This is a genomic window from Amycolatopsis sp. lyj-346, from assembly GCF_046548975.1.
GTDB lineage: Bacteria > Actinomycetota > Actinomycetes > Mycobacteriales > Pseudonocardiaceae > Amycolatopsis.
On record NZ_JAJPWT010000008.1, the window covers coordinates 59335 to 85288 of the forward strand.

Genomic DNA, 25954 nt, shown 5'->3' on the forward strand with positions numbered 1-25954 from the left:
TCCTCAGGTCACGCCGGCCGGGGACGGCCGGGCCGTGGGCCGCGACCCGCGCTCACGTCACGGAAACCGCGACGTACTGGTGGTGCGCGGCCGCCCGGAACGTGATCGTCCGTCCGTCGAGCCGGTGGGGGACCACTGCGCCGCTGGCGGCGTCCACCAGGCGGAACCGGCGGGTGAACAGGTCGCTGCCGACTTTCAGTTCGCCGGAGTGACCCGGCCGCAAGGTGATCCGGGTCGGGGCGCCGCCTGCCCACTGCGTGTCGACGGTGACGTCACCGCGGGCCTTGAGCCCGTTCACCGCGCCGTCGGCCCAGGCCGCCGGCAGGGCGGGGAGCACGTCGATGACGTCGTTCTGGCTCTGCAGCAGCATTTCGGCCACGCCGGAGGTGGCGCCGAAGTTGCCGTCGATCTGGAACGGCGGGTGGGTGTCCCACAGGTTCGGCAGGGTGCTGTTCTTGAGCTGTTCTTCGAGCATCAGGTGGGCGTGGTCGCCGTCGAGCAGCCTGGCCCAGAAATTGATCTTCCAGGCCTTGCTCCAGCCGGTGCCACCGTCGCCGCGGGCGGTCAGCGAAACCTTGGCCGCGTCGGCCAGTTCCGGGTTGGTGCGCGCGGAGATCTGGTGTCCGGGGTGCAGGGCGAACAGGTGCGAGACGTGCCGGTGGGTGTTGTCCGGGTCGTCCCAGTCGGACTTCCACTCCTGCAGCTGGCCCCAGCTGCCGATCCGCAGGCCCGGGTCGAGCCTGGCCAGGATGTCGCCGGTGGAGCGGACCGCCGCGGTGTCGCCGAGGGTGCGGGCGGCCGCCCGGGTGTTGGTGAACAGGTCCCACACGATCTGCTGGGAGATCGACGCCCCGGCGGAGAACGGGCCCTGTTCGGGGGAGAAGCTCGGGGTCACCACGAGCTTGCCGTCGCGCGGGTCGGGCACGAGCTCGTCGGCCCAGAACTCGGTGAGTGACTTCATGATCGGGTACGCGCGCTCGCGCAGGAACTTCTCGTCCTTGGTGAACAGGTAGTGGTCGTAGTGGTGCTGGGCCAGCCAGGCGCCGGCTTCGGGCATCCAGAACGCGGTGGGCCAGTCGTGCAGCCCGGTGAAGCCGAAGGGGTTGGTCTCGTTGTTGACCACCCAGCCGCGGTTGCCGTAGATCTGCCGCGCGGTCACCTTGCCGGGGGCGACCAGCGAATCGACGTAGTCGAACAGGGGCGTGGTCGTCTCGCCGAGGTTGGTGATCTCGGCGGGCCAGTAGTTCATCTGCAGGTTGATGTTCACGTGGTAGTCGGCACTCCACGGCGGGGACGTGGAGTTGTTCCACACGCCCTGCAGGTTGGCGGGCAGCGAGCCGGCGCGCGATGAGCTGATCAGCAGGTAGCGGCCGTATTGGAAGTACAGGACTTCCAGCGCCTTGCGCCGGGCCGGAGCGAGGGTTCCGGTGCGGTACGCCGTGAGCACGTCGTCGGTCGGCAGATCCGGCATCTGCTGGCCGATGTTCAGCGAGACGCGGTCGAACAGCTTCGTGTAGTCGGCGAGGTGCCGGGCACGCAGGGCGGGGTACGGCTTGGCGGCGGCGGTGCCGACCCGCCGGGTGACCGCGGCGTGCGGGTCCGTGCCGCGGTAGGCGGGGTACGCCGGGGCGTAGTCCGTGCCCGCGGAGAGGACCAGGACCACCTCGTCCGCGCCGGCTACGGTGACCGTGCCGTCGGCGTTGTCGGTGCGGGTGCCGCCGACGGTGCGGACCTGCACCTGCGACTCGAACCGCAGCTTGTTGTCGGTCAGCCTGCCGGACAAGGTGATCCGGCCGTTCTCGGCGGTGGTCGTGTGCGAGCGGTTGTCCGGCGTGGTCACGGACACGGTGAAGCTCAGCTGCTTGCGCTTGCTCGCGGTGAACCGGCCGACGATGGCGTTGTCGGCTGCGGAGGCGAAGTATTCCCTCGTGAACGTCGTGCCGCTCGAGGTGTAGGCGACGCTCGCGGTCGCGTTCGCGATGTCGAGGCCGCGCCGGTAGCCGGTGACGTCGGCCGGGGCGTTCGGCTGCGAGATGCGCAGCTCGCCGAAGTTCTGGTAGGCCCCGAACCCGGTCTTGGGCTGGCCGAGGACCGAGGCGACCCACTCGGGATCGGCCTGGCCGTCGGCGGCGATCTTGTCCTGCACCTGCTTGATCGCGTCCGGCCGGGGCGAGGTCCAGTTGCCGGAGTTGTACCCGGCGACGCCCGGGCCGCCGGTCCACAGCGTCTTTTCGTTGAACTGCAGCTGTTCGTGCTGCACGCCGCCGAACACCGAGGCTCCCAGCGCGCCGCTGCCGATGGGCAGCGACCGGCTCTCCCAGTCGGTCGCCGGTTCGTCGTACCACAGGGTCAACGCCTTGTCCGCCGCCGCGAGGCCGGGCTCGGCGCCTCGGCCGCGGTGGTCAGCGTCGGCTCCCGCGGCGCTGACCAGGGCGAACGCCATCGCCACACTCACGGCTACGGCAGTCCGCCGTGGTGCTTGCCCTCGAACGCGCATGTCCGCCCCACCCGTGTTCTTCACTGGACGACAGGAAGATTCAGGTTAGAGATCCTATGTATTTATCGTCAAGGGGAACCAACTGGTCCGATCGGGGCTGAAGTAAGCGCATACATCATACCAATTTCGACAACGTTCGACTCGCTGGGCGACGGTCGCGGCTGCCGCTCGACGAGCGTTACTTCGCTGCGGTAGAAGGGGTCTTCCGGCCCGGGCAGCTGCCGGTCGAGGAAACGTCGCCCTGCCACTGATGCTCGCCGGGCTGCAGGCGGGCAGCACCGGGGTCGGTGCGGGCTTGGCTGGCGAGTGGACCGTGGTTCAACGGGGAGGGGCGTACTCGGCCTTGAGGAAGTGCACGAGGTGCTCGTTGACCTGGCGCGCGCGTTCCTGCTGCGTCCAGTGACCGCAGCCGGGCAGGATGGAGATCTCTCGCAGGCCCGGTACGTGCGCGCGCATATCGTCGATGCCGCCGAAGCGGTAGGCGGAGTCGAGGTCGCCGGTCACGAACAGCGCGGGCTGGGTGAGCCGCTTCGTACCCACCTCGGGCAGGTCCGCCCAGTCGAAGTCGAAGGCACGGTAACGCCAGATCGCCCCGCCGAAACCGGTCCGCCCGAACTCCCTGACGTAGTGGCCGAACTCGGCGGCACCGAGCCAGTCCGACCAGAGCGGCGGCGGGCCGGGGTCGGGCAGCGGATCGAGGAAACCGGAACCCTCCGGGGTGCCGGTGAGCCAGCGCGGCACGAGGTCCGGCGGCGCCTGGCCGGACAGGGCGTACAGCGTCATCCGGAGCGTGCGAGCCACATCCGCGTTCAGTTCGGCCTCCGCCACACCCGGTTCCTGGAAGTACAGCACGACGTTGAACTTTCCGGGGTTGCTCTCGCGGAACACCTGGGTCGGGGGCTTGGGGTAGCGTGCGGTGTAGCCCGCGCCCAGCGCGACCACCACCGGAAACCGTTCGGGGAGCAATTCGGCGCCCGCCCACGCCAAGCCGGTGCCCTGGTCGTGGCCGACGACTGCGGCGCTCGGCGCGCCGAGCGCGTCGAGCAGCCCGGTCAGGTCCGCGAGGTTGGTGCGCAGACTGTTGCTCTGGACACCGGCGGGCGCGTCCGTGCGGCCGTACCCACGCAGATCCGGGGCGACAGCGTGGAAACCGGCCGCGGCCAATGCGGGGAGCTGGTGCCGCCAGGAGTAACCGAGTTCGGGAAAGCCGTGCAGCAGCAGCACGGTGGGTCCCTTGCCCGCCTCTGAGAGGTACATGTCGATGCCGTTGGTCCGGACGGTCCGGTGCCGGATCACACCCCGGCCGGTGACCGCGGAACCCGGCTTTGCGTTGAGGGGCACTGCGGAACTCGCGGCGAGTGCCGCCACCGTCCCCGCGCCCGTTGCGAGCAACCGCCTCCTGCTGATCCGTGACATGCTCCGCCCCTCTCAATTCGCCTTCGTGCCCGAAGAATGCCCCGGCGAGGCGTCCCCGTGCATCCGCCGGGAAGCGCGGCGGACCACTGCGCCCCCGGACGTAGCTGAGGAGAGGTCGTCCATGCGTTGACGTACTTGAGGATACGACCGTCAGCAGATGCCCGGCGGCGGGCGCACCGGGATCGTGGACCTGACCACCCGGCACACCGACTGGGTGATCCGATCGCGGTCAAGCTGAACACCGCCGTCAACGGAGGAGTCCCGATGAAACGTCGTCTGGTGATCGTGCTCGCCCTGGTGCTCACCACGCTCACGCCCGTGGTCACGGCCGCGGCTGATCCACTCGGCCACGATCCCACGCTCGTGCGCACCGACGGTGGCTATGTCCGCGGCGAGACAGGCGACGGTGTCGTCCGCTTCTCGGGCATCCCGTACGCCAACCCGCCGGTCGGTGACCGGCGCTGGACGGCCCCCGTACCGCCGCGGCCGTGGACCGGGGTCCGGGACGCCACCACCCCGGCCGACAGGTGCCCCCAGGTCGGCCGCGACGAGGAGTTCAACCCGATCCTCGTGGGCAGCGAGAACTGCCTCTACCTCGACGTCGTCGCCCCGGCCCGCCCCAGCCGCCCCGGTCGCCTGCCGGTGGTCGTCTGGCTTCACGGCGGAAACCTCGGCTCCGGCGCGGCCTCCGAGTACGACGGCGCCCGCCTGGCCACCGGCGGCGACGTCGTCGTGGTCACCGTCAACTTCCGCCTCGGTGCGCTGGGCTTCCTCTCCTCGAACGCCCTCGACGCCGAGGGCACGGTCTCGGGCAACTACGGCCTGCTCGACCAAGCCGAAGCGCTGCGCTGGGTCCGCCGCAACGCCGCCGCGTTCGGCGGGCACCCGAACCTGGTGGTCCTGGCCGGTCAGTCCGCGGGCGCGCGCAGCGTCTGCACCCACCTGGCCTCACCCGGGTCGCGCGGGCTGTTCCAGCGGGCGATCGTGCAGAGCGGTGCGTGCGCCAACCCGGTGATGACCAAGGCGGTCGCCGATCGCAAGGGCGCCCAGGCCGTCGGCACGCTCGGTTGCGCCGACGCCGGTGCCCCGGGCGGCACCGCCGCCTGCCTGCGTGGCGTCTCGGTCGCGGATCTGCTGGTGAAGCTGGTCGATCCCGGCAGGCCGGTCACCGGCGAGCGCCGGGACGACCCGTGGGGACCGGTCGCCGGCACGCCGTACCTGCCGTGGCAGCCGATCGACGCCATCCGGCACGGATCCGCCGCCGGCGTACCTCTGCTGGTGGGCAGCACCCACGACGAGATGCGTGCGTTCGTGCTCGGCCGGTACCCCGATCTGACCGCAGACGGCTACGCCGCCATGATCCGCACCGCGTTCGGCGCCGACGCCGAAGCCGTGCTCGGGAAGTATCCCGCCGAGGCCTTCGCCCACCCCGCACTCGCGCTGGCCACGGTGCTCACCGATTGGGGCGGCGGGATCGGCAGTTGCCCGGTGCTCGCGACCGCCCGGACGGCCGCCCGGCACGCCCCGGTCTACGCCTACGAGCTCACCGAGAGCTCCGGGCAGTTCCTGGGCGACCTTCCCTACGGCGCCTACCACGGCTGGGACCTGCCGTTCCTGTTGGACACCTCGATCCCGCGCAGCCAGTATCCCGACCTGGACGACATGACGCCGCCGCAACGTCGGCTGAGCCGAGCCATGATCGCCTACTGGACCACCTTCGCCCACCGCGGCGACCCGAACACCCCGGGCTTGCCCACGTGGGCGCCGACCCACGCCACGTCGACGTCCGTGCTCGGCCTGGCCGCGGACGCGATCGCGCCGACGCCGTTCGCCACCGACCACCACTGCACGTTCTGGAACCGGATCTGACCCGCCACAACGATATCGACCCCGGGGTGTCACATGCGTCAATCTGCGTTGCGTCCATCACCGCCCGGGGTGGGGGTTGAAGACGGGGTGGAAGCTTTCCGGCGGGGCGAGGTAGGTGGCCGGCAGCCCGCCGGTGTCGATGACGATCTGGTCGACGGCGTTCGCCGGGTCGACCATCCACAGCTTGAGGACGTGTTCGCCCGGCCGGTCCACGGTGATGCTCGCGGTCAGTTTCTCGATGCCCTCGACGACGTTGCGCGACCACGCGTCGGTGGCGGAGGTGACTCCTGTTCCCTTGAGCAGGATCGGGTTGCCGGAATCGAGGCCGATGGCGAGCCGGCGGGTGCCGCGTTCGTCCAGGGACGGCAGCCGGTACACGGTGACCGGGAAGGTGCCGGCCGTGGTGAAGCGGACGTTGTACTGGAGTTCGGGAGCCAGGGTCCGGCTGTCGCCGTCGATGCGTGCCGCGGTGAACGGCGCGCCGATGACGGCGGCGCCGGAGCGGCCGAGGCCGGGAACCGGTTGCCAGGTCGCCCCGGACCGTGGCACCAGCCGGTCGTGGTGCTCGGCCTCGATCGACACGTAGCCGTGTGCCTCGACGAAACCGGTCGCCGTGGCCCGGCCCCGCGCGCCGTCGTTGGCGACCTGCAGCGGCACGGTCACCGTGGTGCCCGCGCCGGTGATGCGCACCTGCGGGCTGACGGCGCCGGGCGGGGCCGCGGCCCAGTCGACGCTGACCCAGATCCGCGCCTGGTCCGGGGTGGTCCCGGCGCTGGTGCTGATCCGCACCCAGGGGTGGCTGGGGGACGCCTGCCAGGACAGCGGGGCGAAACCGGTGTTGAAGATGTCGATGAACCGCCGGTTCCGGGTGTAGGAGGAGAACGTCAGGGGCCGGGTGACGCCGGTTTCGTTGCCCTCGGCGGCCACGCCGAGACCCACGGCGCCGGTCCGGGTGCGTCTGGTCACGGCGGGCACCCGCGGGGCCTTGGGGACGTTGGCCGGGTACGGGTTGATGATCTCCTTCCACTTGCCCCCGGCGATCGCGGTGTTGTAGCGGCGGGTCAGGGCTTCCTCGTCGGCCTGGGCCCGCTCGGCGAGGTCGGCGAAGACGTTCACGCCGGCCCCGCGGCCCTGCTTGACGGCGAGCGCGTTGCGGTCGGCGCACACGAACTTCAAGTTCATCAGGTACGCCCCGGTCAGCGGGTACAGCAGCAGCTCGAAAAAGGCGTCCTGGTAGGACGGCGGCAGCTGCCGGCCCACGGCCTCGGCGCGGCCGATCAGGCTGCGGTACGCCTGCATCCGCCGGTCCGCCTCGTCGCCGTGGTGGACGAGGGAGAAGACCCCGCTCTGGATGAACTCGGGCCGGCGGGCCGCGGCCAGCTCGTGGTAGCCCCGCCGGATCTCGGCGATCTCCTGGGCGTGCGCGGCGCCGAACTGGCGACCGGCCCACTCGGCCAGCCGGGGTTGCACGTCCTCCGCGCGCCACCGGTCGACGTCCCAGGCGAGCGCCATCGCGAACGACAGCCCGGCCTCCTGCGACTTCAGGTCGCCGACGTTGACGATCCAGGTGTGGCGGACCCCGTTGTCGTACGCCCGGCGCAGCTCCTGCCAGATCTTGGCCGGCGCCGTGGTGTCCAGCCACAGGTAGCTCTTCGGCGCTCCCCAGTAGGAAATGTGGTAGTACAGGCCGTTGCCGCCGGGCCGCTGCCGCTCGGCCGCCGTGGGCAGCTGCCGCATGTTGCCGTGGTTGTCGTCCGGCCAGATCAGCGTCACGTCGTCGGGCACCCGCACCCCGGCGTTGTAGAGGTCGAGCACCTCCTTGTACGGGATGAAGATCTGCGGCACGGCACCGGCCGCCGGGCCGACCTCCTCCGCCAGGATCCGGCGCTGCCGGGTGATGATGTCGTTCATCACCGCGACCCGCTCGGCCGTGGTCTTGGCGTTCTTGGTGACCAGGCCCGAATCGTGGATGCCGCGCATGCCCACGGTCCAGACGCTTTCGTACCGGGCGTTGGCTTTCACCCGGGCGCGCCAGTAGTCGAGGATCGTCTCCGGGTTGACCGTGTAGTCGTACGCCGGGAGGCTGCCGTCCGGGTTGCGGTGCGCCTCCGCCCACGGCTGCCACTCGTGCACGTTGTTGCGCAGCAACGCCTCCGGGTGGCTGGAGCCGACGACGATGCCGTACTCGTCGGCCAGGCGTGCGTTCTCGGGGTACTTGTTGAAGTGGTCCGATTCGGGGTGCATGGCCGGCCACAGGTAGTTCGCCTTGAGCCGCAGCATCAGCTCGAAGATCCGGGCGTAGGTGACCGGCCCGATGTGCTTGCCGGGCTCTTCCGTCCGGTACGCCCACTGCGACAGGTTGTCCTCGTCGTTGAGGAAGATGCCGCGGTACCGGATCGCCGGCTCACGCCGCTTCTCCGTCGCCGGCGGGAGGGTCACGGTGTCGCGGCGCGGCACCGGCACGTCGGCCCACCAGTACCACGGCGAGACGCCGAGGCGTTCGGACAGGTCGTAGCCGCCGTAGATGGTGCCGCGCCGGTCGCTGCCGGCGACGACCAGCGCGCGGTCGACCCCGGGGATCGGCGCGTCGACGACCTGGGTCACCGACGCCTCCCAGCGCCCGGCCACCTCGGAGACGTCGAGGCGGCCGGACGCGACGAGCTTGTCGATGACCGGGCTGCGGCCGATCGTGCCGATCAGCACCGCCGTGCGGGACAGCCCGGCAGTGCTGTTCGTCAGGGTGGGCCGCACGCCGCTGACCCGCTCGATGTCCGCCTGCAGGTCACGCGTCATCCGCCGGACGGCTCCGTCGTCGGCCGCGTCCACGAACACGTCGGCGGCGACGCCCCCGGCGACCAGGGGAAAGCCGTCGCCCGCGGCGGAGGCCGGCTCGGCGGCGAGCAAGCCTGCCGCGGTCGGCGTCAGCGGCAGCGCCCCCACCGCGGCCAGCCCCCGCAGGAACGACCGGCGGGAGTGCCCGGATGTGTACTCACTCGGAGGGCCCGGCGGCGTTGCGATCACGAAAGTCCCCTTGGGCTGCTTGGCTGCTTGGCTGCTTGGCGCGGACGGTCCACGGCATCTATTGGGGCAGGTGACGGTCAGTTCCGGGTCCACTTCTGGTTGCCGGCGCCGCTGCACGCCCGCAGTTCCACTCCGGTCCCGTTCGCGGTGCCCGCCCCGGTGACGCTCAGGCAGAGCCCGGATTCCCGGCCGGCGACGGTTCCGTCGGTGGTGAGGTTCCATTGCTGGTTGGCGCCGTTGTGGCAGTTCCAGATGTTCAGGAGGGTGCCGTTGGTGGTGGCCGCTCCGGGTACGTCGAGGCATCGGTTGGAGACGGCGCCACCAGGACGAGGAGGTGGTTTCCGGGTTGATGCCGAACCGGATCGTGTGGGCGCCCAGGTTCTGGAAGCCTTTGAGGATCGGGGTGGCCTTCGCGTAGGTGGTCGCATAGTTGTCTTCCCTCCACGGCAGGTGCCCTCTCGGGACGTACGGTTACGGTGTTCCGTCGGGGTTTTGGCTGAGCAGGTGGGCCTTGAAGCCCACGCCGACGCCGGGCTCGGGGGTGCCGTTCCAGTCCTTGATGAGCACGGCGCCGGTGCTGCAGCCCCACGGGTTCCAGGTCCACGCGAGGTAGCTCAGGGAGTGCGCGTCGGCCCAGTCCACCAACCGCTGCATGTAGTCGAAGCCGCAGTTGTCCTGGCCGAACTCGCCGAGCACGATCGGGACCTGCTGGGCGAGCGGGGCGATCTGGCTGTCCCAGCAGGATTCGGTGGCGCAGGCGTTGAAGCTGTAGGCGTGCCAGGACGCCGCGATGTTGTTCAGCGGATCGATCGGCTTGTGGATCAGCCACTCCCGCATGTCGTTGGCCCACTCCAGGCCGCCCAGCAGGAGGACGTTGGTCGCGCCGGTGTCCCGCACCGCGTCGACCAGGTCCTGCATTCCGGCGGTTTCGTAGGGAAGGCCGGTGCAGGTGCCCCCGTCCCGCCAGCACTGCCAGCCCAGGGTCTTGTCCCAGTCGCTGGCGATCTCCGGGTACGGCTCGTTGAACAGGTCGAAGACGACGGCGTTGTTGCCCTTGAACGCGGTGGCGACGCCGGCCCAGAACTGCGGGGCGTACCGTGCGTCCGGCATCGGTTTCTGGCACGTCGCGTGCTCGTCCTTGCAGTGCCAGTCCGGCCCGTTCGGGTAGGCGCCCCAGGTCCAGTGCAGGTCGAGGATCACGGTGATGCCGTTCGCCACCAGCCGATCCACGTAGTCCTTGACGTTCTGCTGGTAGGTGGCGCCGCCGGGGGAGCCGTTGATGCCCAGCCAGCACTCCTCGTTCAACGGGATCCGCACGGTGTGGATGTTCCAGGTCTTCATCGCGTCCACCGACGCCTGGTCCACCGGACCGTCCCACATGCCCTTGCCCTGCACGCAGGCGAACTCGCCGCCGGAGCGGCTCACGCCCAGCAGCCGGTACGGCGTGCCTTCCGCGGTGACGATCTTGTTGCCGGAGACACGCAGTGCCGGCGCGGCACCGTCGACCGGCGGAGTGGTTGTCGTGGTGGTGGTCGTCGTCGGGGCGGTGCCGGTGCACGCGGCGCCGTTGACGGCGAAGTCCGTCGGCTTGGCATTGGTGCCGCGGTAGGAGAAATTCGCGCCCGCGCTGACGCTGCCGCCCGCCGGGACGGTTTCGTTCCAGCTCAGGTTGGTCACGGTGACCCGCTTGCCCGACTGGGACCAGGTGCCGTTCCAGCCGTTCTGCAAGGTCTGGTTGCCGGCGTAGGTGTAGGTGAGGGACCAGCCGCTGACCGACGATGAACCGAGGTTGTCGATGGTCACCGTGGCGCCGAACCCACTGCCCCAGTCGTTGGCCGTGTAGCCGACCCGGCACGCGAAAGCGCCCGCCGCGCTCGCGTCACTCGCCCACGACCCGCCCGCTACCGCCATCAGTGTTGTGCACGCGATGGACCCCACGGCGGCCAACGCGGCGAGCGCGGGGCGGCGGTTTCTGACTCTTCCCGGCATCAGAGCTCTGCCTCCCAGGTGGTGCCGCTCGAGGAGGCATCGGTGCGGAGGCGGTCACGGGCGACGGTGTCGGCGTACAGGCCCCAGCGCATCCAGTCGACGATCGTGGTGCGGGTACGGGAGTCGCCGAAGTAGTTGCCGTGGTCCCCGCCGCGGAAGGTGAGGAACGCCTTGGGGCGCGGCAGTTCCTGGTAGGCCTGGCGGGCGGAGGAGTAGGGGCAGGTGTTGTCCCGGTCGCCGTGGACGAACAGGACCTTGGCCTTGACCGAAGCGGCCGGGTTGCCCATGTCCACACAGGCCAGGGGGATCGCGGCGGTGATCCGCGGGTCCGGTGCGATGGTGAGCAGGGAGTGCGTGGTCATGCCGCCCATCGAGTGGCCGTACGCGCCTACGCCTGCCGTGGTGTTGATGTGGCCTCGCAACGGGTCGTTGGCCGTGTTGAGCGCCAAGGTCCGGGTGATGACCTCGGAGACGTCCCGGCCGAGGTTGCCGTTGTAGGTGTCGCCGATGCCGGCGCTGCCGAAGTGCGGTCCTGGCACGATGAAGCCCGCCGCGGCCATGGGCCGGATGATCGCCAGTGCGCCCTGCGGGCTGCCGCCGAGGCCATGGGTGTACTCGCAGACGGGGAACACGCCGTCGGCGACGGGTGCGTTGGTGACGGGGTTGCCGCCGGGCGTGCCCTTGGCGGGGTAGTAGACGGAGGTGGTGATCCGGCGGTTGCCGCGCATCCAGTTGTACTGGCGGACGCCCACGGCGAACGTCGTGGCCGGCGCGCCCAGCGGGGTGACGGTGGCGAGTGCCGGTCCCGCGCCGAGCAGCCCGAGACCGAGGCCCGCCGCGCCGGCCGCGCCGGCACGCAGGAAGGAACGTCGTTGCATGGTCATGGATCGTCGGTCCTCTCGTGGTCTTCGGGACATCGCGCGCGGCGCCGGGGAAAGCGCTTACTGTCTCCAGGTGCGGGAAACCGAATGAGACCGAGAGCGTACGCAGGTGACTACGTTCGGTTCTGGTGATGATGGAACCGCAAGGCAGAGGCAGGCGCAAGACTCGCGGCGGGGATTTCTGTGATCGTGCACAGTCCCGGATTTGTTCAGCGAGGTCAGCCACAAACTGTCGAACGGTTCGAATCTGGCAGGGGTGGAGAAGATCCGGGCGCGCCCGAGGTGAAGAGCCGGTCGACTTGTCCCCGTGCTCCGGGACACCGGCGACGGATCCGCTCTTGAGCGGGCAAGTAGTGGCCTGTTAGCGTTCACATCGCTCAGGTCCCAGGTCGGCGTTGTCGGCTCCTCGCCTGCTTGGGCCCATCGGTGATGGGGAAGGCACTCGCTGCCCGCCGGCGCCGCACCGCCAGATGCTCGAGCGGGCGACGCCATTCGCACATCTTCCGGAAAGGAACCCGATGTTCGTGCAAAAAAGGGGCAAATCGGCGCGGCGGCTGCTCACCCTCGCCGTCGCGGCCGTGCTCGCGTCCGTCGTGGGTACCGCCGTCTCCGCCTCGCCGGCGCTCGCCGCGCCCGGTCCGTCGTTCACCAACCCCCTCGTGGGCGCGCCCAACAGCGCGGACCCTTCGATCGTGTACAGCGGCGGCAACTGGTACTACGTGGCCACGACGTGGTCCTCGAAGATCATCATGCGCAAGTCGTCCACCATGGCCGGCCTGAAGACCGCGGCGGAGCAGACGGTGTTCACCCTGACCGCCGGGCCCGGCTGCTGCACGATGTGGGCGCCGGACCTGCAGTGGATCAACAACCGGTGGTACCTGTACTTCTCGGCGGAGGCGTCGCCGGGCCAGGGTGAGCGCCGGACCGGCGTGCTGGAGAGCTCCGGCACGGACCCGATGGGGCCGTACACCTATCGGGGAATCCTCAACCTGGAGCCCAATAACGGGTGGGCGATCGACGGCAGCGTGGTCCGGTTCGAAGGCCGCGCGAACCACTTCGTCTACTCCGCGTTCCGCGGTGGGGAACAGGGGCTGTTCATCGCCCCGATGTCGTCGCCGACCCAGGTCTCCCGCAACGGCGTCCGGATCTCGTCCCCGACGCTGTCGTGGGAGCGGCAGGGCATGCCGGTCAACGAGGGACCTTACGCCGTCTACAACGCCGGAAAGACCTTCCTGACGTACTCGGCGAGCTTCTGCCAGACGCCTGACTACAAGCTCGGCATGCTGACCTGGACCGGTGGCGACCCGATGCTGCCCGGCTCGTGGACGAAGAAGTCCACGCCCATCTTCCAGCGCAGTGACGCCAACGGCGTCTACGGACCGGGCCACGCCTCCTTCGTCAGGTCGCCCGACAACACCGAAACCTGGGTCGTCTACCACGCGAACTCCTCGGCCGGCCAGGGCTGTGGCACCACCCGCACCACGCGGGCCCAGAAGATCGGCTGGAACTCGGACGGCTCACCGAACCTCGGTGTCCCGGTCCGGACCGGAACCTCGATCGCGGGTCCCTCCGGCGACTCGTAACGTCCTTTGCGGCACCAGGTGGGACGCCCGTGGCAAAGGGTGTCCCACCTGTTGCCGAACCGATCAGCGCGGGCCGATGCGACGGGTGCTCACGGTCAGGTCGTCGAGCCGGACGTCGTAGGAGGCGGGGGCCGGGTTGGGCTGGTAGAGCTGCCAGCCCAGCTTGAGGGTGGTGAAGTCCGGGAAGACGAAGTCGCCCGGTGCTCCGCCGTGTTGCTTCGTCGAGACGGTGAGGGCGGTCTGTTCGACGCCGTCCAGGTACACCGTGACACGGTTGTCGGTCGCGTCGAGGTGGAACTCGACGCAGCGCCAGCGCCCGGCGACGGCGGGGGCGGATGTCTGCCAGGCGGTCCAGTCACCGGTGGGGCCCAGGTCCGACCCCACGCCGAAGAAGTTCGCGCCGGAGCTCGGTACGTACTGGCCGCCGAGCGGGCGGACCAGGGTCGGGGAGCCGGAACCGGAGGCTTCGGCGACGGTCCAGTGGGCCCAGTCCGGGGCGGTGGGGAATTCCGCCACCCGAAGGCGCGCGCGAACCCAGAAACTGTTGCCGGGTGCGGCCAGTGCCGGGATCACGAGGAAGGCGCGGCCGTTGCCGGCGGTGCGGATGTGCAGTTCCCGGCCGTGTCCGGTCCGGCTCGGTTCGATGGTCAGGGTGCCGTCGGCGGCGTCGGTGGTCCAGCCGGGACCGTGGGCGACCTGGCCGAGAGGCAGGCGATCGAAGTTCTCCCGGAACAGGGTGCTGTCGTGCCCGGCTGCCGTGGCCGGTGACGCGGCAAGGGCCATCGCGGCGACGAACGCGGTCACTGCGGATCTTTTCAAGCGAATCACGCCTCCGTTCGGAACGGCCGCAATGCCGCAGTCGAACGAGATCGACGGCCGCAGTCGACATTGTCGATGGCCAAAGGAAAACAACTCGACCCTAAAGGGATTTATCGTGCGTGGTCAAGGCGTTGCGTGGACCGGTGACGCGGCCCTACCGTTCGGGGGAAGCACTTCGACCGGCCGGGCCCGGAAGCGCCTCGACGAGGAAAGGTACCCATGAGGATCTTCGTCGCTTTCCTGATGTTGCTGGGCCTGGTTGTCGCACCCGGTGCGACGCCGGGCGTGTCGACGGCCGCCGCGGGGGCGCACCACGTCGGCTACGACCGGTATTCGCTCACCGTCGACGGCCGGCGGGTCATGCTGTGGTCCGGGGAGTTCCACTACTTCCGGCTGCCCAGCCCGCAGCAGTGGCGCGACGTCCTGGAGAAGATCCGGGCGGCCGGGTTCACCGGCGTCTCGCTGTACTTCCACTGGGGATACCACTCGCCGTCGCCCGGGGTGTACGACTTCAGCGGGGTCCGGGACGTCGAGCGGCTGCTGAGGATGACCGAGGAGCTCGGTCTCTACGTGGTCGCGCGGCCCGGGCCGTACATCAACGCCGAGACCACCGGTGGCGGCTTCCCGGCCTGGCTCAAGACCGTCGACGGGCGCGCGCGGTCGAGCGACCCCGGCTACACCGCCGCCTACCGCGAATGGCTCAGCCGGATCAACCCGATCCTGGCGCGCCACCAGGTCACCCGCGGCGGCTCGGTGATCGCCTACAACGTGGAGAACGAGTACGCCGTCAACGTCGACCCGGCCTACATGGACCAGCTCCAGCAGAAGGCGAGGGCCGACGGGATCGACGTGCCGATCGTGCACAACAACTGCTGCAACGCCGACCTGGCGAACTGGTCGTCCGGGCAGGGTGCCGTCCAGATCCCCGGCGTCGACGACTACCCGCAGTCGTTCAACTGCCCCGACCCGGGTACCTGGGGCAGTTGGGGCGAGGGGGTCACGCGGCGGTTGCGCGAAGACGCCCCGGTCTACGCCGCCGAGTACCAGGCGGGCGCGATCGACCTCAACAACGTGGGCTACGAGAAGTGCCGCGAGCTGACCGGGCCGGACTACATGAAGGTCTACTACAAGTCGAACGTCATCGGCAGCGGCGCGACCATGTTCGGCTACTACATGCTCTACGGCGGCACGTCGTGGGGCTGGCTGCCGCAACCCAACGACGTCTACACGTCCTACGACTACGGCGCGGCGATCACCGAGCCGCGCGGGCTCACCACGAAGTACGACGAGTTCAAGCGCCAGGCCTACTTCATGACGACCGTGGCGCCGCTGACCAAGACCGACCCCGCCGCGGCGCCGACGCCCGCCGACACGGCCGTGTTCACCCAGGCACGGGCGAACCCGGACACCCGGACGCAGTTCGTCCTCGTCCGGCACGCGGACCGGCGCGCGGACACCGACCTGGCGACGACCCTGGACTGGTCGACTCCGGACGGCGACTACCGGGTGCCGGTCCGGGTCGGCGGGCGGGACGCCAAGATCCTGGTCGCCGGGTACGACCTCGGCCGGCAGCGGCTGGTGTATTCGACTTCCGAGATCCTGACGCACGTGGCCACCGGCGGCCGGGACGTCGCGGTGCTCTACGGGCGCGAAGGCGAGCAGGGGACGACGGTGCTGCGGTACGCGTCGGCGCCGTCCGTCCAGGTGCTCGAAGGCGACGTGCGCAGCTCGTTCGACGGCAAGGACCTGCGCCTCGACTACACCCACACCGGGCTGGCCAGGGTGCTCGTGTCCGGCGGCGGACGGCCGCCGGTGCTGCTCCTGCTCGGCACGGACGAGACGGCCGCCCGGTTCTGGCGGCTGGACACCGAGGCCGGGCCCGTGCTGGTCCGGGGAACGTCGGTGGCGCGCGAAGCCCGGCTGGCCGGTGACCGGCTGGTCCTGCGGGCGGACACGGACGCGCCGGGTGACGTGGAGGTCTTCGCCCCGGCGCGGCGCCTGGTCGTCGGCGGCCGGACCGTCGACACCCGGCGCACGCCGAGCGGCTCGTTGCTGGGCGCCCTGCCGGGACCGCGTGCGGTGACCCTGCCCGCGCTGGCGGACTGGCGCTACCGGGCCGAGCCGCCCGCCACCGGCGAGGAGGGCTGGACGGTCGCGGACAAGACCACGACCGCGAGCCCGATCAAGCCGAAGACGCTGCCGGTGCTCTACTCCGACGAGTACGGGTACCACTACGGCAACGTCTGGTACCGCGGCGACTTCGTCCCGGACGGGACCGAGAAGACGGTGTCGCTGAACGCCATCACCGGCAAGCGCGGAAGCTACCAGGTGTGGCTCGACGGCCGTTACCTCGGCTCCGCCGCAGGCGGTACGCAGGCCGATTCGGAAGCCCCGGTGAACCCCGACCCCGGGCGCGGCGACTTCCCGGTCCCGGAAGGGGCACTGGTGAAGGGCAAACCGGCCCGCCTGTCGGTGCTGGTGACCAACATGGGGCACAACGACGACTGGACGGCCGACGACACGCGCTTCAAGCAGCCGCGCGGGCTCTTCGGCGCGGTGGTCGGCGACGCGAAGATCTCCTGGAAGATCCGGGGCGCCGTCCCCGACGCCGAACGCGGTCCGCTGAACGCGGGCGGCCTCTACGGCGAGCGCCAGGGGTGGCACCTGCCGGGCGGGCACGGCCGGTGGGACCGGCCGCCGGCCACCACCGAGCCGGGGGTGTCCTGGTACCGGACCGGTTTCCGGCTGGACACGCCGAAGGACCAGGACGTCTCCGTGGCGCTCAGGTTCGGCGAGAGAGCCGGTGACTACCGGGTGTTCGTGTTCCTGAACGGGTGGAACATGGGGCAGTACGTCAGCGGTGGCCCGCAGCGCGACTTCGTGCTGCCGAACGGGATCCTGAAGCCGGCGAACACGGTGACCTTGGCGGTCGTCGCGGCCGAAGGCGGGCCGGGGAGCCCGGTGCCGGTGAGCTTGGTGCAGCTGGGGAACCACTGGACCGGTGCCGCCCGGTAGGCGGCACCGGCGCAGAGCCGGTCCGGAGGTTGCCGCACCGGGAGGCGTCAGGTCCGGTCGTGCGGGGCGGGGACGCTGACAGCGAGGGTCATGCTCCGGGGTGCAGGCCGGGCCAGCCGGGTGTCGGGTCGCCCTTGACCTCGCCGAAATACAGGGCGAAGGTCTGCTTCAGCCGCTCGACCTCGGCGCGGTCCTCCATGAACCGCGGGAATCCGTCCACATTGGCGTTCGGGTACTCCCAGATCGGCTTCAGGCCGGCGGGCGGGGCGACGTCCGTGCGGACCGACCAGCTGGTGGAGGTCTGGCGTTCGGTGGACAGCTGCCAGTTCAGGTACAGCTTGGCCGCGGTCGGGTTGGCGGCCTGCCTGAGGATCGCGATCCGCTGGCCCCACGCCATGAACGGGTGCCCGTCGGGCATTCCCATGCGGATCGGGCCGGTGCCGGCGGGGTTGCCGCCCGTGCCGATGCCGATGACCGCCGACTTGCTGGTGATCGCGGTGCCCGGCGAGAAGGAGCCGCGGGCGAACTGCGGTTGCTGGGCGGCGAGGCGCGCGATCCAGTCCCAGCCGTAGGTCCGGACGTAGCGGGAGTAGAGGTAGAGCACCGCGTCGTCGTCGTGCGGGTAGGACGAGGCGACGGCGCCTTTCCAGCGCGGGTCGACCAGGTCCAGCGGCGTCCGTGGCGGGTTGGTCCCGGCGGCTGCCACGTCGTACACGTAGCTGAAGGCGATGACCATGCCGGCGATCCAGGCGCCGTCCGGATCCCGGAACCTGTCGTACAGCTTGCCGAAGCCGGCGGGCTTGTAGTGCAGCAGCCGGCCCTCGCGCTTCCAGCGGGTGAAGTCCTGCAGCGTCTGCAGCTGCACGACGTCGGGGACCAGGGTGCCGGTCGCCAGCTGGTTGTCCACGCGGACGTTGTGGTACTTGCTGTAGTCCACGATCAGCTGGAGGTCGATCTCCGGGAACCGCCGGCGGAAGGCCGTTCGCGCGCCCGCGCCGCTGCCGGAGTCGGCGAGGTCGCCACCCGCGTAGACCACGAGCTTGCCGCCCTCGGCGAGAGCGTCCCGGTACAGCTCGTCGAGGGTCCTGGTCTCCTCGGGGCCGGAGCCGCGCGACGAGCCGGTGGGAGCGGCTGCGGCCGCGGAGGCGGTGGCACCGAGCGCAGTGAGGCCGAGCGCGGCACCCGCTCCGGCGGCGAGGAAGCTCCGCCGGCTGGGAAGACTGGTCACTGGGCAACCCTTTCTGGTCGTGGACAGGGAAGGGAGCGTCGATCCGCCGGAACGGCGACAGCGAGCGTTATCTGACGCAACAGTACCTGCGCTGTCAGATATCTGCAGAGTCAACGATCGCGATGTGACTCTCGTGTCGTTCGCCTCGGGTCACCGTCGGCACCGAGCAGGCGAAACCACGCGTCTCGCATGCGACATGGTGTTACATTGCTGACAGGGAGTGTCACTCGCCGAGGGTGGCCGAGGGGAGGAGATCCGGTGGGTTTCGAGGTCGACGTCGCGGACATCGGCAACGCGGCGGCCAAGCTCGGCGGAGGGAAGCCGCCGACGCTTTCCGCGGGAGGGTCGCCGAACGTCGGGAGCACGGCGCGGGCCGGTGGGTTCGCCGGTGACTACGAGGTCTGGCTGGCGACTCGGAAGGACGACCTGGACGCCGCCCAGCAACAGGTCGAGAGTTTGGTCAAAAGCATCCAAACCGCCGTGAAGAGCTACCACGGCACCGATTCCGAAGCCCGTGACGCCTTCCTGAAAGCCCTGGACGGCAGCTTCGAATCGATCGACCGGTGAGCGTTTTCGACAAGATCCACGCGCTCGCCGACCAGGTGGAGAAGGGCAGCCCCACCGAGCTGGACGACCGCGCCCGGGCCTGCCGGGCCACCAAGGAAATGCTTGAGGACACCAAGGCTCTGCTGGAGAACGTGCGCGTCCAGCTGAGTGAGGGCTGGCGCGGCGGAGCCGGCGAAGCGGCGCTGAACTCGCTGGACGCGTTCAAGAAGAACCGCGACGACCAGGCCCAGGACCTCGAGGAGTCGGCCAAGTCGTTCGAGACGATCCGCGACGCGCTGGCGAAGGCCCAGCAGGATGCCCGGAGCAAGCGCGCGGACGCCCAGGCCCTCCAGAAGAAGCTCGACCACGAGTGGCACGGCTTCGGGATCCGCCCGGTCGACCTCGCCGCCACCTGGGCGAGGGACAAGGTCCTCAAGGCCGAGGCCCTGGTCCTGCTGGCCGACCTGGAGCGGGTGACCACCACCTACGACGCGATCCTGCTCATCGAGGGCCAGAAACTCCGGTTCAAGACCGGCCAGGTGTGGGAGCTCGCGGGCTCCGAGAAGCGGAACAACGCCGAGATCGCCGCGATCATGCTCCGCGAGCTGCCCGGCCTCGCCGCGCTGGTGGCGAAGAACCCGGAGCTGAGGGACGCCCTCGTGCACGGCGAGTGGGACAAGCTCATGCGCAACCCCGAGGTCGCGCAGAAGATCTACGACTACCTCGGCTTCAAGTACAACGAGGAAGGCGACTTCTACACCACCGGCGAGCATTCGGCGCAGAGCTACTTCGGGTGGCGCGACCTCTACGACAAGTTCGGGCCGTACCTCGGGATGCACCTCGACGAAACCGGCGCCGACGGCGACAACATGGAGTTCACCGACCCCAAGACGGGGAAGACGTACCGGCTGGAGCTGTGGAAGGGCAGCTACGGGGCCGGCGACGCGTTCGGTGGCGAGGTCGGGTTCTACACCAGTGACTCGCCGAACAACGACGGGCACTTCAACGCCGCCCAGGGTGACGACCAGATCAAGGTGACCCAGACGATCTACGACAAGGGAACCGGCGAGGTCTACTTCACCAACGACGGCCAGGGCGCGGACGGCACCGACAAGAAGCACTTCTGGAACCTGGCGATCCGCACCGACCCGGACGTGCAGCCCGAACAGCTGGGCCAGCGCGCCACGATCGAGGTGCGGGACGCCGACATGCGCGACCGGATGTACGACGAGATGACCCGGTGGGCCGCCGCGCACCCTGAAGAGCACCTGACCGTCACGAAGGGTTCCGACCACCCGCCCACCCTCAGCTACGACTGGCGGAAGTGACCCCTACCTCGAGGTGACCGGCCTGAACTCGTACGGCCCGTCGTCGTCCTCGTCGCGGCGGCGGGCGGGGGCGGGCTTCCCGGTCAGGCCGGCGAACACCCGGTCGACGTCGACCAAGGCCGCGACCTCGTCGGCGACGTGCCGGCCGTGCCGGTCTTCGATGTCTTCCAGGCCCGCGCGCAACGCCGTGGTGGCGGCGCTCCTGGCCCGGTCCCGCAACGCGCTTGCCAGCTCCTCCGGCGTTTCGCCGGAACCCCGCCTCGAGTCGGTCATGCCCCCAGCCTAGGCGGACCGGACCGGGTTCCGGCCCGTTTTGCGCAGGCCGCCGAGGAGCTCGCCGATGCGGTGAGGCGGGTCAGGCCGTCGTCATCGCCGCCTCCCGGGCGGTGAACGCCTCGCGGCCGGGTTCGCCCACGACCGTGCGGGGCACCTCCGCCAGCATGGATGGCGAACGAGGAAAAGCTTCGCGACTATCCGGAGCCGGCGACCGCCAACCTGCACAGGACCCGGCGGCAGCTGCGCGAACTGGCCGGCCGCGCGCAGGAGCCGATCGCCGTCGTCGGCATGAGGGCACCGCCGCACCCCGGCGATGTTGCGGGCGGGCGGCGGCGGCGGCGGGCCGGGCGCACCTCACGGTGAGCGTGGAACCGGACCTGTACGTGGACGAACTCCCGTGCTGCGACCAGAGCACGGCACACGAGCTGGCGCACACGGGCCTGGTGGCACCGGCGCCGCCGGGGACCCGCGTCCGAGCTGAGCTGACGGACGCGGGCCGGAGGGCACTGGCCGCTCGATGAGCGGGACGTGATCGTGGTCAGGAGGCCGGTGGGACCGCGTCGTTGTGTTGGCGGGCCAGCAGCCGCCGGTATCCGGCCGCGTTCGCGACGAGCTCGTCGTGCGTTCCTTCGGCGATGACGGTGCCGTCGTCGAGCAGGGCGACGCGGTCGGCGCGGCGGATGGTGGACAGCCGGTGGGCGATCACGAGGGTGGTCCGGGATCCGTGCGTGGCTTCCAGGCTCTCGTGCAGGGCACGTTCGCTTTCCGTGTCCAAATTGGACACTGCCTCGTCGAGGACGAGCACGGGGGCCTGCGTCAGCAGTGCCCGTGCGACGGCGATGCGCTGGCGCTGCCCGCCGGACAGGGCCGCGCCGCGTTCGCCGCAGCGGGTGTCGTAGCCATCCGGTAGTGCGTGGATGAAGTCGTGCGCGCCGGTGAGCCGTGCGACGTGGTGGACCTCGGTGTCGGTGGCGTCGGGCCGGCCGAGGCGGATGTTGTTGGCGATCGTGTCGTCGAACAGGAAGATGTCTTGCGGGACAAGGGAAACGGTCCGGCGTAGGTCCTCGGTTGCCAGGTCGCGCACGTCGGCGCCGCCGATGCGGACCGTCCCCGTCGTGGTGTCCCAGAAGCGCAGCAGGAGGTGTGCGCACGTCGTCTTCCCCGCGCCGGAGCGCCCGACCAGCGCGACGGTCTCACCGGGCTCGATCCGCAGGGACACGCCGCGGAGCACGTCGCCGGACTGGCCGGGGTAGCCGAAGCGGACATCGTCGAACTCGACGGTGGGCACTGCGGACTGAACCCGGTCCGGTGCGGCGGGCTCCTCGACGTGGGCGGGATAACCGACGATGGTGAGCACGCGGGCCGCCGCGGCCCGCACATCGCCCAGGGTGCGGGCGGTGGCCGAGACGGTGGCGATCGGCGCCAGCGCGGAGGTGCCCAGCACGATCACCACCGGCAGCCACTGCGGGGCCAGGCCACCCGCGCCGACCTGGGTGCCGGCGACGGTGGCCAGGACGAGCAGCCCGAGGCCGAGCAGCAGTTCGGTGGTGACCAGTTCGGCCCCGGCGCGGCGTGCGTAGCGGCGGTGCGCGGCAGCGAGTGCATCGCCGCGGGCGAGCACACGCTCGGCGTAGTCGCGCCCGCGGCGGGCCAGGGCGAGTTCCCGGAGGCCCTGGATGACATCCATCGTCTCGCCGGCCACTTCTCCGCCGGCCGCACGCATTGACCGGCCTTGCTCGCCGGCGCGACGCGCGAGCACGGCGGGTACGGCGGCGACCAGGACCATCAGCACGGCCAGCACCAGCGCACACAGTGGGTCGAGCACGGCGACGGCCACCAGCGTGGCGAGTGAGACGGCGGTCGCGCCGAGGTAGTCGCCGGCGGTGTGCGCGAAGAACAGTTCGGTGGCCGAGACGTCGTTCTTGGCGATGTCGGCGAGTTCGCCGGTGCGGCGGCCCAGCAGCCGGCCCGGGGTGGCGCGGGCGATGCCGTCGACGATGCGCACCCGCAACTCCTTGAGCAGCCGATAGGCCCAGCCGTGGCCGACGCTGGCCTGCCACCACTGGGCGAGGCCGGCCGCGGCGACGACACCGGCCACGGCGATGACGATCCCCGTCCCGAGCGCGCCGCCGGCTCCGTGGTGTCCGGTCACGAGGGTGCCGAACAGGTACGCGGTGAGGGCGGGCAGGGCGACGATGGTGGCGTAGTAGACCAGGCCCGAGCAGATGACGAGCCCGAACACGACTCGCCGGGATGCCATGTAGGGCACGAGCCGCCACAGTGGCCGGTCGATGGTCTCGGTAGCGGTTCGCGTGGTCACAGGGTCGCTCCGGAGCGGACGAGGCGGTGGTAGGTCCCGCCGTTGTTCAGCAAGGTTTCGTGGGTACCGCGTTCGACGACCGTGCCGTGGTCGAGGACGACGATCTCGTCGGCGTCGCGCACCGTCGCCAGCCGGTGCGCCACGATCAGCACGGCCTTCTCGCGAGTGAGCCGGGCGATGGTGTCGTGCACGCTCTGCTCGGTGCGGCCGTCCAGCGCCGCGGTCGCCTCGTCGAGGATCAGCACGGCCGGGTCGGCCAGCAGTGCCCTGGCGATCGCGACTCGTTGCCGTTGACCTCCGGACAGGGTGGCGCCGCGTTCGGAGACCGGGGTGTCGAAGCCGGCCGGCATGGTGGCGATGTCGGCGGCCAGGCCGGCGGCGGCCGCGGCGGCCTCGACCTCGTCGAGTGGCGCGTCGGGGCGGGCCAGCGCGATGTTCTCCCGCAGCGTCCCGGGGAACAGGTGGGTGTCCTGGCTGACCACCGCGACGTGCTGCCACCAGTGCTCCTGCGGCAGGTCACGCAGGTCTGTGCCGTCCACCCCACCGCCGTCCACCCCACCGCCGTCCACGCCACCGCCGTGCACCACGATCCGGCCGGAAGTCGGGTCGACCAGCCGCAGCACCAGCGACACCAGGGTGCTCTTGCCCGAGCCGGAGGGCCCGACCAGTCCGACCGTGCGTCCGGGCCGCAGTTCGAGGCTCACGTTCGAGAGGGCGTTCTCGTCACGGCCGGGGTAGCGGAACGACACCTGCTCCAGTGCGATCCTCGATGGCGCGGTCGTCAGCGTTCCGGTGTGCGTCGATCCGGTTGCCGAGGGGCGCTCGGCCAGGAAGGCGTCCAGCTTGGCCGCGGTGAGCGGGGCGGTCAGGCTCGCGTGCCGGTACTTGGCCGCCTCCTCGATCGGGACGAAGGCGACCAGCGTGATCAGGACGACCGTCACGGCGGGCACCGCGGAGATCCGTCCGTCCGCGGCGAGGACGCCGATGCGCACCACCACCGCCGCACCGGCGCCGGCGATCGCCCACCGCACGACCAGCATCTGGGTGAACAACGCGGTCAGTACCCGCATGCTCGCCACCCGCACCCGCTCAGCCTGGGCCGCCAGCCGGTCGCGCACCCGGTCCGTCGCACCGAATGCTTTGGCGGTGGGCATGCCCTGCACGGCTTCGACGAATCCGGCGTCCATCGCCGCGAGATCGGCGAAGACCGTGTCGTGCCCCTTCCGGCCGATGCGGTTCCACAGTGGACCGGCGGTCTGCGCGATGACGACTGCGAGTGCGATCAGCGCTCCGCTGAGCGGGTCGACGATCCCGATCGCCACCACGGCGAGCAACGGGCCGATCCAGGACAACAGCCGGGCCGGACCACCGCGCGCGACGGCCGTCTCCAAAGCCGAAGCTGCTTCCACCAGGGTCGCGGCGACTCTTCCGCTGGAGCGGGTGGCCACGTAGGCGGGCCCCAGGGACAGCAGGTGTTCCAGCACCAGGCGCCGCACGTCGACGGTCACCCGATGTCCCGCCGCCTGAGCGATCGACTCGCCCACCCACAGCAGAACCGCTCGCAGCAGCACCATTCCCGCGGCCGGCCACAACCCCCACAGCGCCGTCTCCCAGGACCGGCTCGTCAGCGGGGCCGTGATCAACACCGCCAGCGCACCGGCTTGGACCAAGCGGGTCAGCACCACCCCGATCCCCACCGCCACCACGCCGGCCAGCCGGGGGAGTGCGGTGCGGACGGCGAATCCCAGCACGCCCGATTCGCTCACTTCGCCACCCCCGCCCCGGCGCTGATCGGTTGTGTCGTGCGTGGCATCAGCGCCAGCAGTGCCGTGGCGGCCAGCACGCCGAGGCCGGCGACGAGCATCGCGGTGTGCATCCCGCTGGTGAACTGCGCGGGCGTGCCGGAGGTGAGGTGCGCGGCCAGCACGGCGCCGAGCAAGGCGATACCGAGCGAGGTGCCGGCCATCCGCGCGGTGCTGACGGTGGCCGAGGCGATCCCGGAACGCTGCCGGGGCACCAGGGCGAGCACCCCGGCCGCGGCGGGGGTGATGGCCAGGCCCTGGCCGATCCCGTTGATCAGCAGCAGTACCCCCAGCACCGGGTAGGGCTGGTCGGGAGTGAGCGTCATCAGCCCGAGCAGGCTCGCGCCGGTGATGCCGTAGCCGATCAGCATCGGCAGCCGGGGGCCACGGGCGGCGGTGAGGCTGCCGGCCAGTTTGGCGGCCGGGATGACGGCCAGGGTCATCGGCGTGAGCAGAAGCCCGGTGGCCAGCGGCGAGTGGTGCTGGACCTGTTGCAGGAACAGGGAAAGCAGGACAAAGGCGCCGTTGGCGCCGAACCCGAGCAGGACCGAGGCCGCGTTGAGGATGGCGAAACGGGCGTCGCGGAACAGGCCGATCGGCAGCATGGGGCGGGCCGTCCGCCGCTCGACCCGGATGAACGCGGCGATCGCGAGGACGGCCAGTGCGAAGGCGGTGAGCGTGACCGGTCCGGTCCAGCCGTGCGTGCCGACGCCGATGATCGCGTAGGACAGCAGGCCGAGTGCGGCGATGCCGAGGAGCTGCCCAGCGGGGTCGAGTGCGGCGTGCTCGGGGTCGGAGGATTCGGGAATGCGGCGAACACCCAGCCACCCGGCTGCCAGGCCGATGGGGAGGTTGACCAGGAAGATGGCCGGCCAGCCGAAGCCGCGGATGAGCAGCCCGCCCAGGATGGGGCCGGCGAGCACGGCGAGGCTGGCGACCATGCCCCAGTAGCCGAGGAGGCGGGCGCGGCGCCGGGGGTCGGGCTCGATCTGGCCCAGCAGCGAGAGGGCACCGGGTACGACCAGCGCGGCGCCGATCCCTTGCAGCGCACGTCCGGCGATCATCGCGGCCAGGGTGCCGGCCAGTGCGCACAGCAGCGAGCCGGCGAGGAAGATGGCGAGCCCGGTCAGGAAGCACCGTTTGCGGCCATAGCGATCGCCCAGCGACCCGCCGGACAGCGTCAGCGCGCCCAGGCAGACGGTGAAGGCGTTCACGATCCATTGCACCCCGGCGGTGCCGGTGTGCAGGTCCACCTGCAGTGCAGGCAAGGCGACGGCGACGATCGTGCTGTCCAGCAACGCCGTGAACGTGCCGGCGAACACGGCCACGAGCACAGCGCTTCGTCCTCGCGGCCGTACTGGTGA

18 protein-coding genes are annotated in these 25954 nt (G+C 70.6%); 6 read left to right on the top strand and 12 right to left on the bottom strand.

The window, feature by feature from the left end; all coding sequences use genetic code 11:
- Positions 1 to 52 precede the first annotated feature (52 nt).
- Entirely contained in the window at positions 53 to 2455 is a 2403-nt protein-coding gene (locus tag ACLJQE_RS24020; protein ID WP_410641579.1) for a glycosyl hydrolase family 95 catalytic domain-containing protein, read from the bottom strand.
- A 360-nt stretch (positions 2456 to 2815) separates the two neighbouring features.
- Positions 2816 to 3838 carry an alpha/beta fold hydrolase gene (locus ACLJQE_RS24025; RefSeq protein WP_410641580.1) on the bottom strand — a complete coding sequence of 341 codons (1023 nt, stop codon included), beginning with the start codon at positions 3836 to 3838 and terminating at the stop codon, positions 2816 to 2818.
- A 339-nt stretch (positions 3839 to 4177) separates the two neighbouring features.
- On the opposite strand from ACLJQE_RS24025, the gene ACLJQE_RS24030 reads away from it, so the two are divergent.
- Positions 4178 to 5782: a carboxylesterase/lipase family protein gene (locus tag ACLJQE_RS24030; protein ID WP_410641581.1), complete on the top strand. Its 1605-nt coding sequence runs from the start codon at positions 4178 to 4180 to the stop codon at positions 5780 to 5782.
- A gap of 57 nt (positions 5783 to 5839) precedes the next feature.
- Here the strand turns inward: ACLJQE_RS24030 and ACLJQE_RS24035 are convergent, their stop codons facing one another.
- The 4 genes from ACLJQE_RS24035 to ACLJQE_RS24050 form a co-directional block, all read right to left on the bottom strand.
- A complete protein-coding gene (locus tag ACLJQE_RS24035) occupies positions 5840 to 8803 on the bottom strand; it encodes a glycosyl hydrolase 115 family protein (RefSeq protein WP_410641582.1) in 2964 nt (987 codons plus the stop codon).
- A 77-nt stretch (positions 8804 to 8880) separates the two neighbouring features.
- Entirely contained in the window at positions 8881 to 9231 is a 351-nt protein-coding gene (locus ACLJQE_RS24040; protein WP_410641583.1) for a ricin-type beta-trefoil lectin domain protein, read from the bottom strand.
- Positions 9232 to 9274: 43 nt separating this feature from the next.
- On the bottom strand, positions 9275 to 10714 hold the full coding sequence (locus ACLJQE_RS24045) for a cellulase family glycosylhydrolase (protein ID WP_410641584.1): 1440 nt from the start codon (positions 10712 to 10714) through the stop codon (positions 9275 to 9277).
- A 77-nt stretch (positions 10715 to 10791) separates the two neighbouring features.
- Positions 10792 to 11670, bottom strand: a complete 879-nt coding sequence (locus ACLJQE_RS24050; protein WP_410641585.1) for an alpha/beta hydrolase family protein — start codon at positions 11668 to 11670, stop codon at positions 10792 to 10794.
- 521 nt (positions 11671 to 12191) lie between these two features.
- Here ACLJQE_RS24050 and ACLJQE_RS24055 point away from each other — a divergent pair.
- Entirely contained in the window at positions 12192 to 13256 is a 1065-nt protein-coding gene (locus tag ACLJQE_RS24055; RefSeq protein WP_410641586.1) for a family 43 glycosylhydrolase, read from the top strand.
- Between the two features lie 63 nt (positions 13257 to 13319).
- Here ACLJQE_RS24055 and ACLJQE_RS24060 read toward each other — a convergent pair whose 3' ends face one another.
- Positions 13320 to 14060: a hypothetical protein gene (locus ACLJQE_RS24060; protein WP_410641587.1), complete on the bottom strand. Its 741-nt coding sequence runs from the start codon at positions 14058 to 14060 to the stop codon at positions 13320 to 13322.
- Between the two features lie 234 nt (positions 14061 to 14294).
- Between ACLJQE_RS24060 and ACLJQE_RS24065 the strand changes: the two genes are divergently transcribed.
- Positions 14295 to 17090 carry a beta-galactosidase gene (locus ACLJQE_RS24065; protein WP_410641588.1) on the top strand — a complete coding sequence of 932 codons (2796 nt, stop codon included), beginning with the start codon at positions 14295 to 14297 and terminating at the stop codon, positions 17088 to 17090.
- A gap of 88 nt (positions 17091 to 17178) precedes the next feature.
- Here the strand turns inward: ACLJQE_RS24065 and ACLJQE_RS24070 are convergent, their stop codons facing one another.
- A complete protein-coding gene (locus ACLJQE_RS24070) occupies positions 17179 to 18318 on the bottom strand; it encodes an ABC transporter substrate-binding protein (RefSeq protein WP_410641589.1) in 1140 nt (379 codons plus the stop codon).
- A 258-nt stretch (positions 18319 to 18576) separates the two neighbouring features.
- Here ACLJQE_RS24070 and ACLJQE_RS24075 point away from each other — a divergent pair, with 258 nt between their 5' ends.
- Both ACLJQE_RS24075 and ACLJQE_RS24080 read left to right on the top strand, forming a co-directional pair.
- Entirely contained in the window at positions 18577 to 18885 is a 309-nt protein-coding gene (locus tag ACLJQE_RS24075) for a hypothetical protein (protein WP_410641590.1), read from the top strand.
- Positions 18882 to 20192, top strand: coding sequence for a DUF4474 domain-containing protein (locus ACLJQE_RS24080; protein WP_410641591.1), 1311 nt, complete (start codon positions 18882 to 18884; stop codon positions 20190 to 20192). The genes ACLJQE_RS24075 and ACLJQE_RS24080 overlap by 4 nt, the downstream gene beginning before the upstream one ends.
- 3 nt (positions 20193 to 20195) lie before the next feature.
- Here the strand turns inward: ACLJQE_RS24080 and ACLJQE_RS24085 are convergent, their stop codons facing one another.
- On the bottom strand, positions 20196 to 20465 hold the full coding sequence (locus ACLJQE_RS24085; protein ID WP_410641592.1) for a hypothetical protein: 270 nt from the start codon (positions 20463 to 20465) through the stop codon (positions 20196 to 20198).
- 171 nt (positions 20466 to 20636) lie between these two features.
- On the opposite strand from ACLJQE_RS24085, the gene ACLJQE_RS24090 reads away from it, so the two are divergent.
- The gene (locus ACLJQE_RS24090) at positions 20637 to 20831 is read left to right on the top strand and encodes a hypothetical protein (RefSeq protein WP_410641593.1); all 195 of its coding nucleotides are present in this window, start codon (positions 20637 to 20639) and stop codon (positions 20829 to 20831) included.
- Positions 20832 to 21006: 175 nt separating this feature from the next.
- On the opposite strand, the gene ACLJQE_RS24095 is transcribed toward ACLJQE_RS24090, so the two are convergent.
- From ACLJQE_RS24095 to ACLJQE_RS24105, 3 genes are read right to left on the bottom strand one after another with little or no spacing between them, the layout of a single operon-like run.
- Positions 21007 to 22788: an ABC transporter ATP-binding protein gene (locus ACLJQE_RS24095; protein WP_410641594.1), complete on the bottom strand. Its 1782-nt coding sequence runs from the start codon at positions 22786 to 22788 to the stop codon at positions 21007 to 21009.
- Complete coding sequence (locus ACLJQE_RS24100; RefSeq protein ID WP_410641595.1) at positions 22785 to 24554, bottom strand: ABC transporter ATP-binding protein; 1770 nt, start codon at positions 24552 to 24554, stop codon at positions 22785 to 22787. The genes ACLJQE_RS24095 and ACLJQE_RS24100 overlap by 4 nt, the downstream gene beginning before the upstream one ends.
- Positions 24551 to 25924: an MFS transporter gene (locus ACLJQE_RS24105; RefSeq protein WP_410641596.1), complete on the bottom strand. Its 1374-nt coding sequence runs from the start codon at positions 25922 to 25924 to the stop codon at positions 24551 to 24553. The genes ACLJQE_RS24100 and ACLJQE_RS24105 overlap by 4 nt, the downstream gene beginning before the upstream one ends.
- Positions 25925 to 25954: the final 30 nt, after the last annotated feature.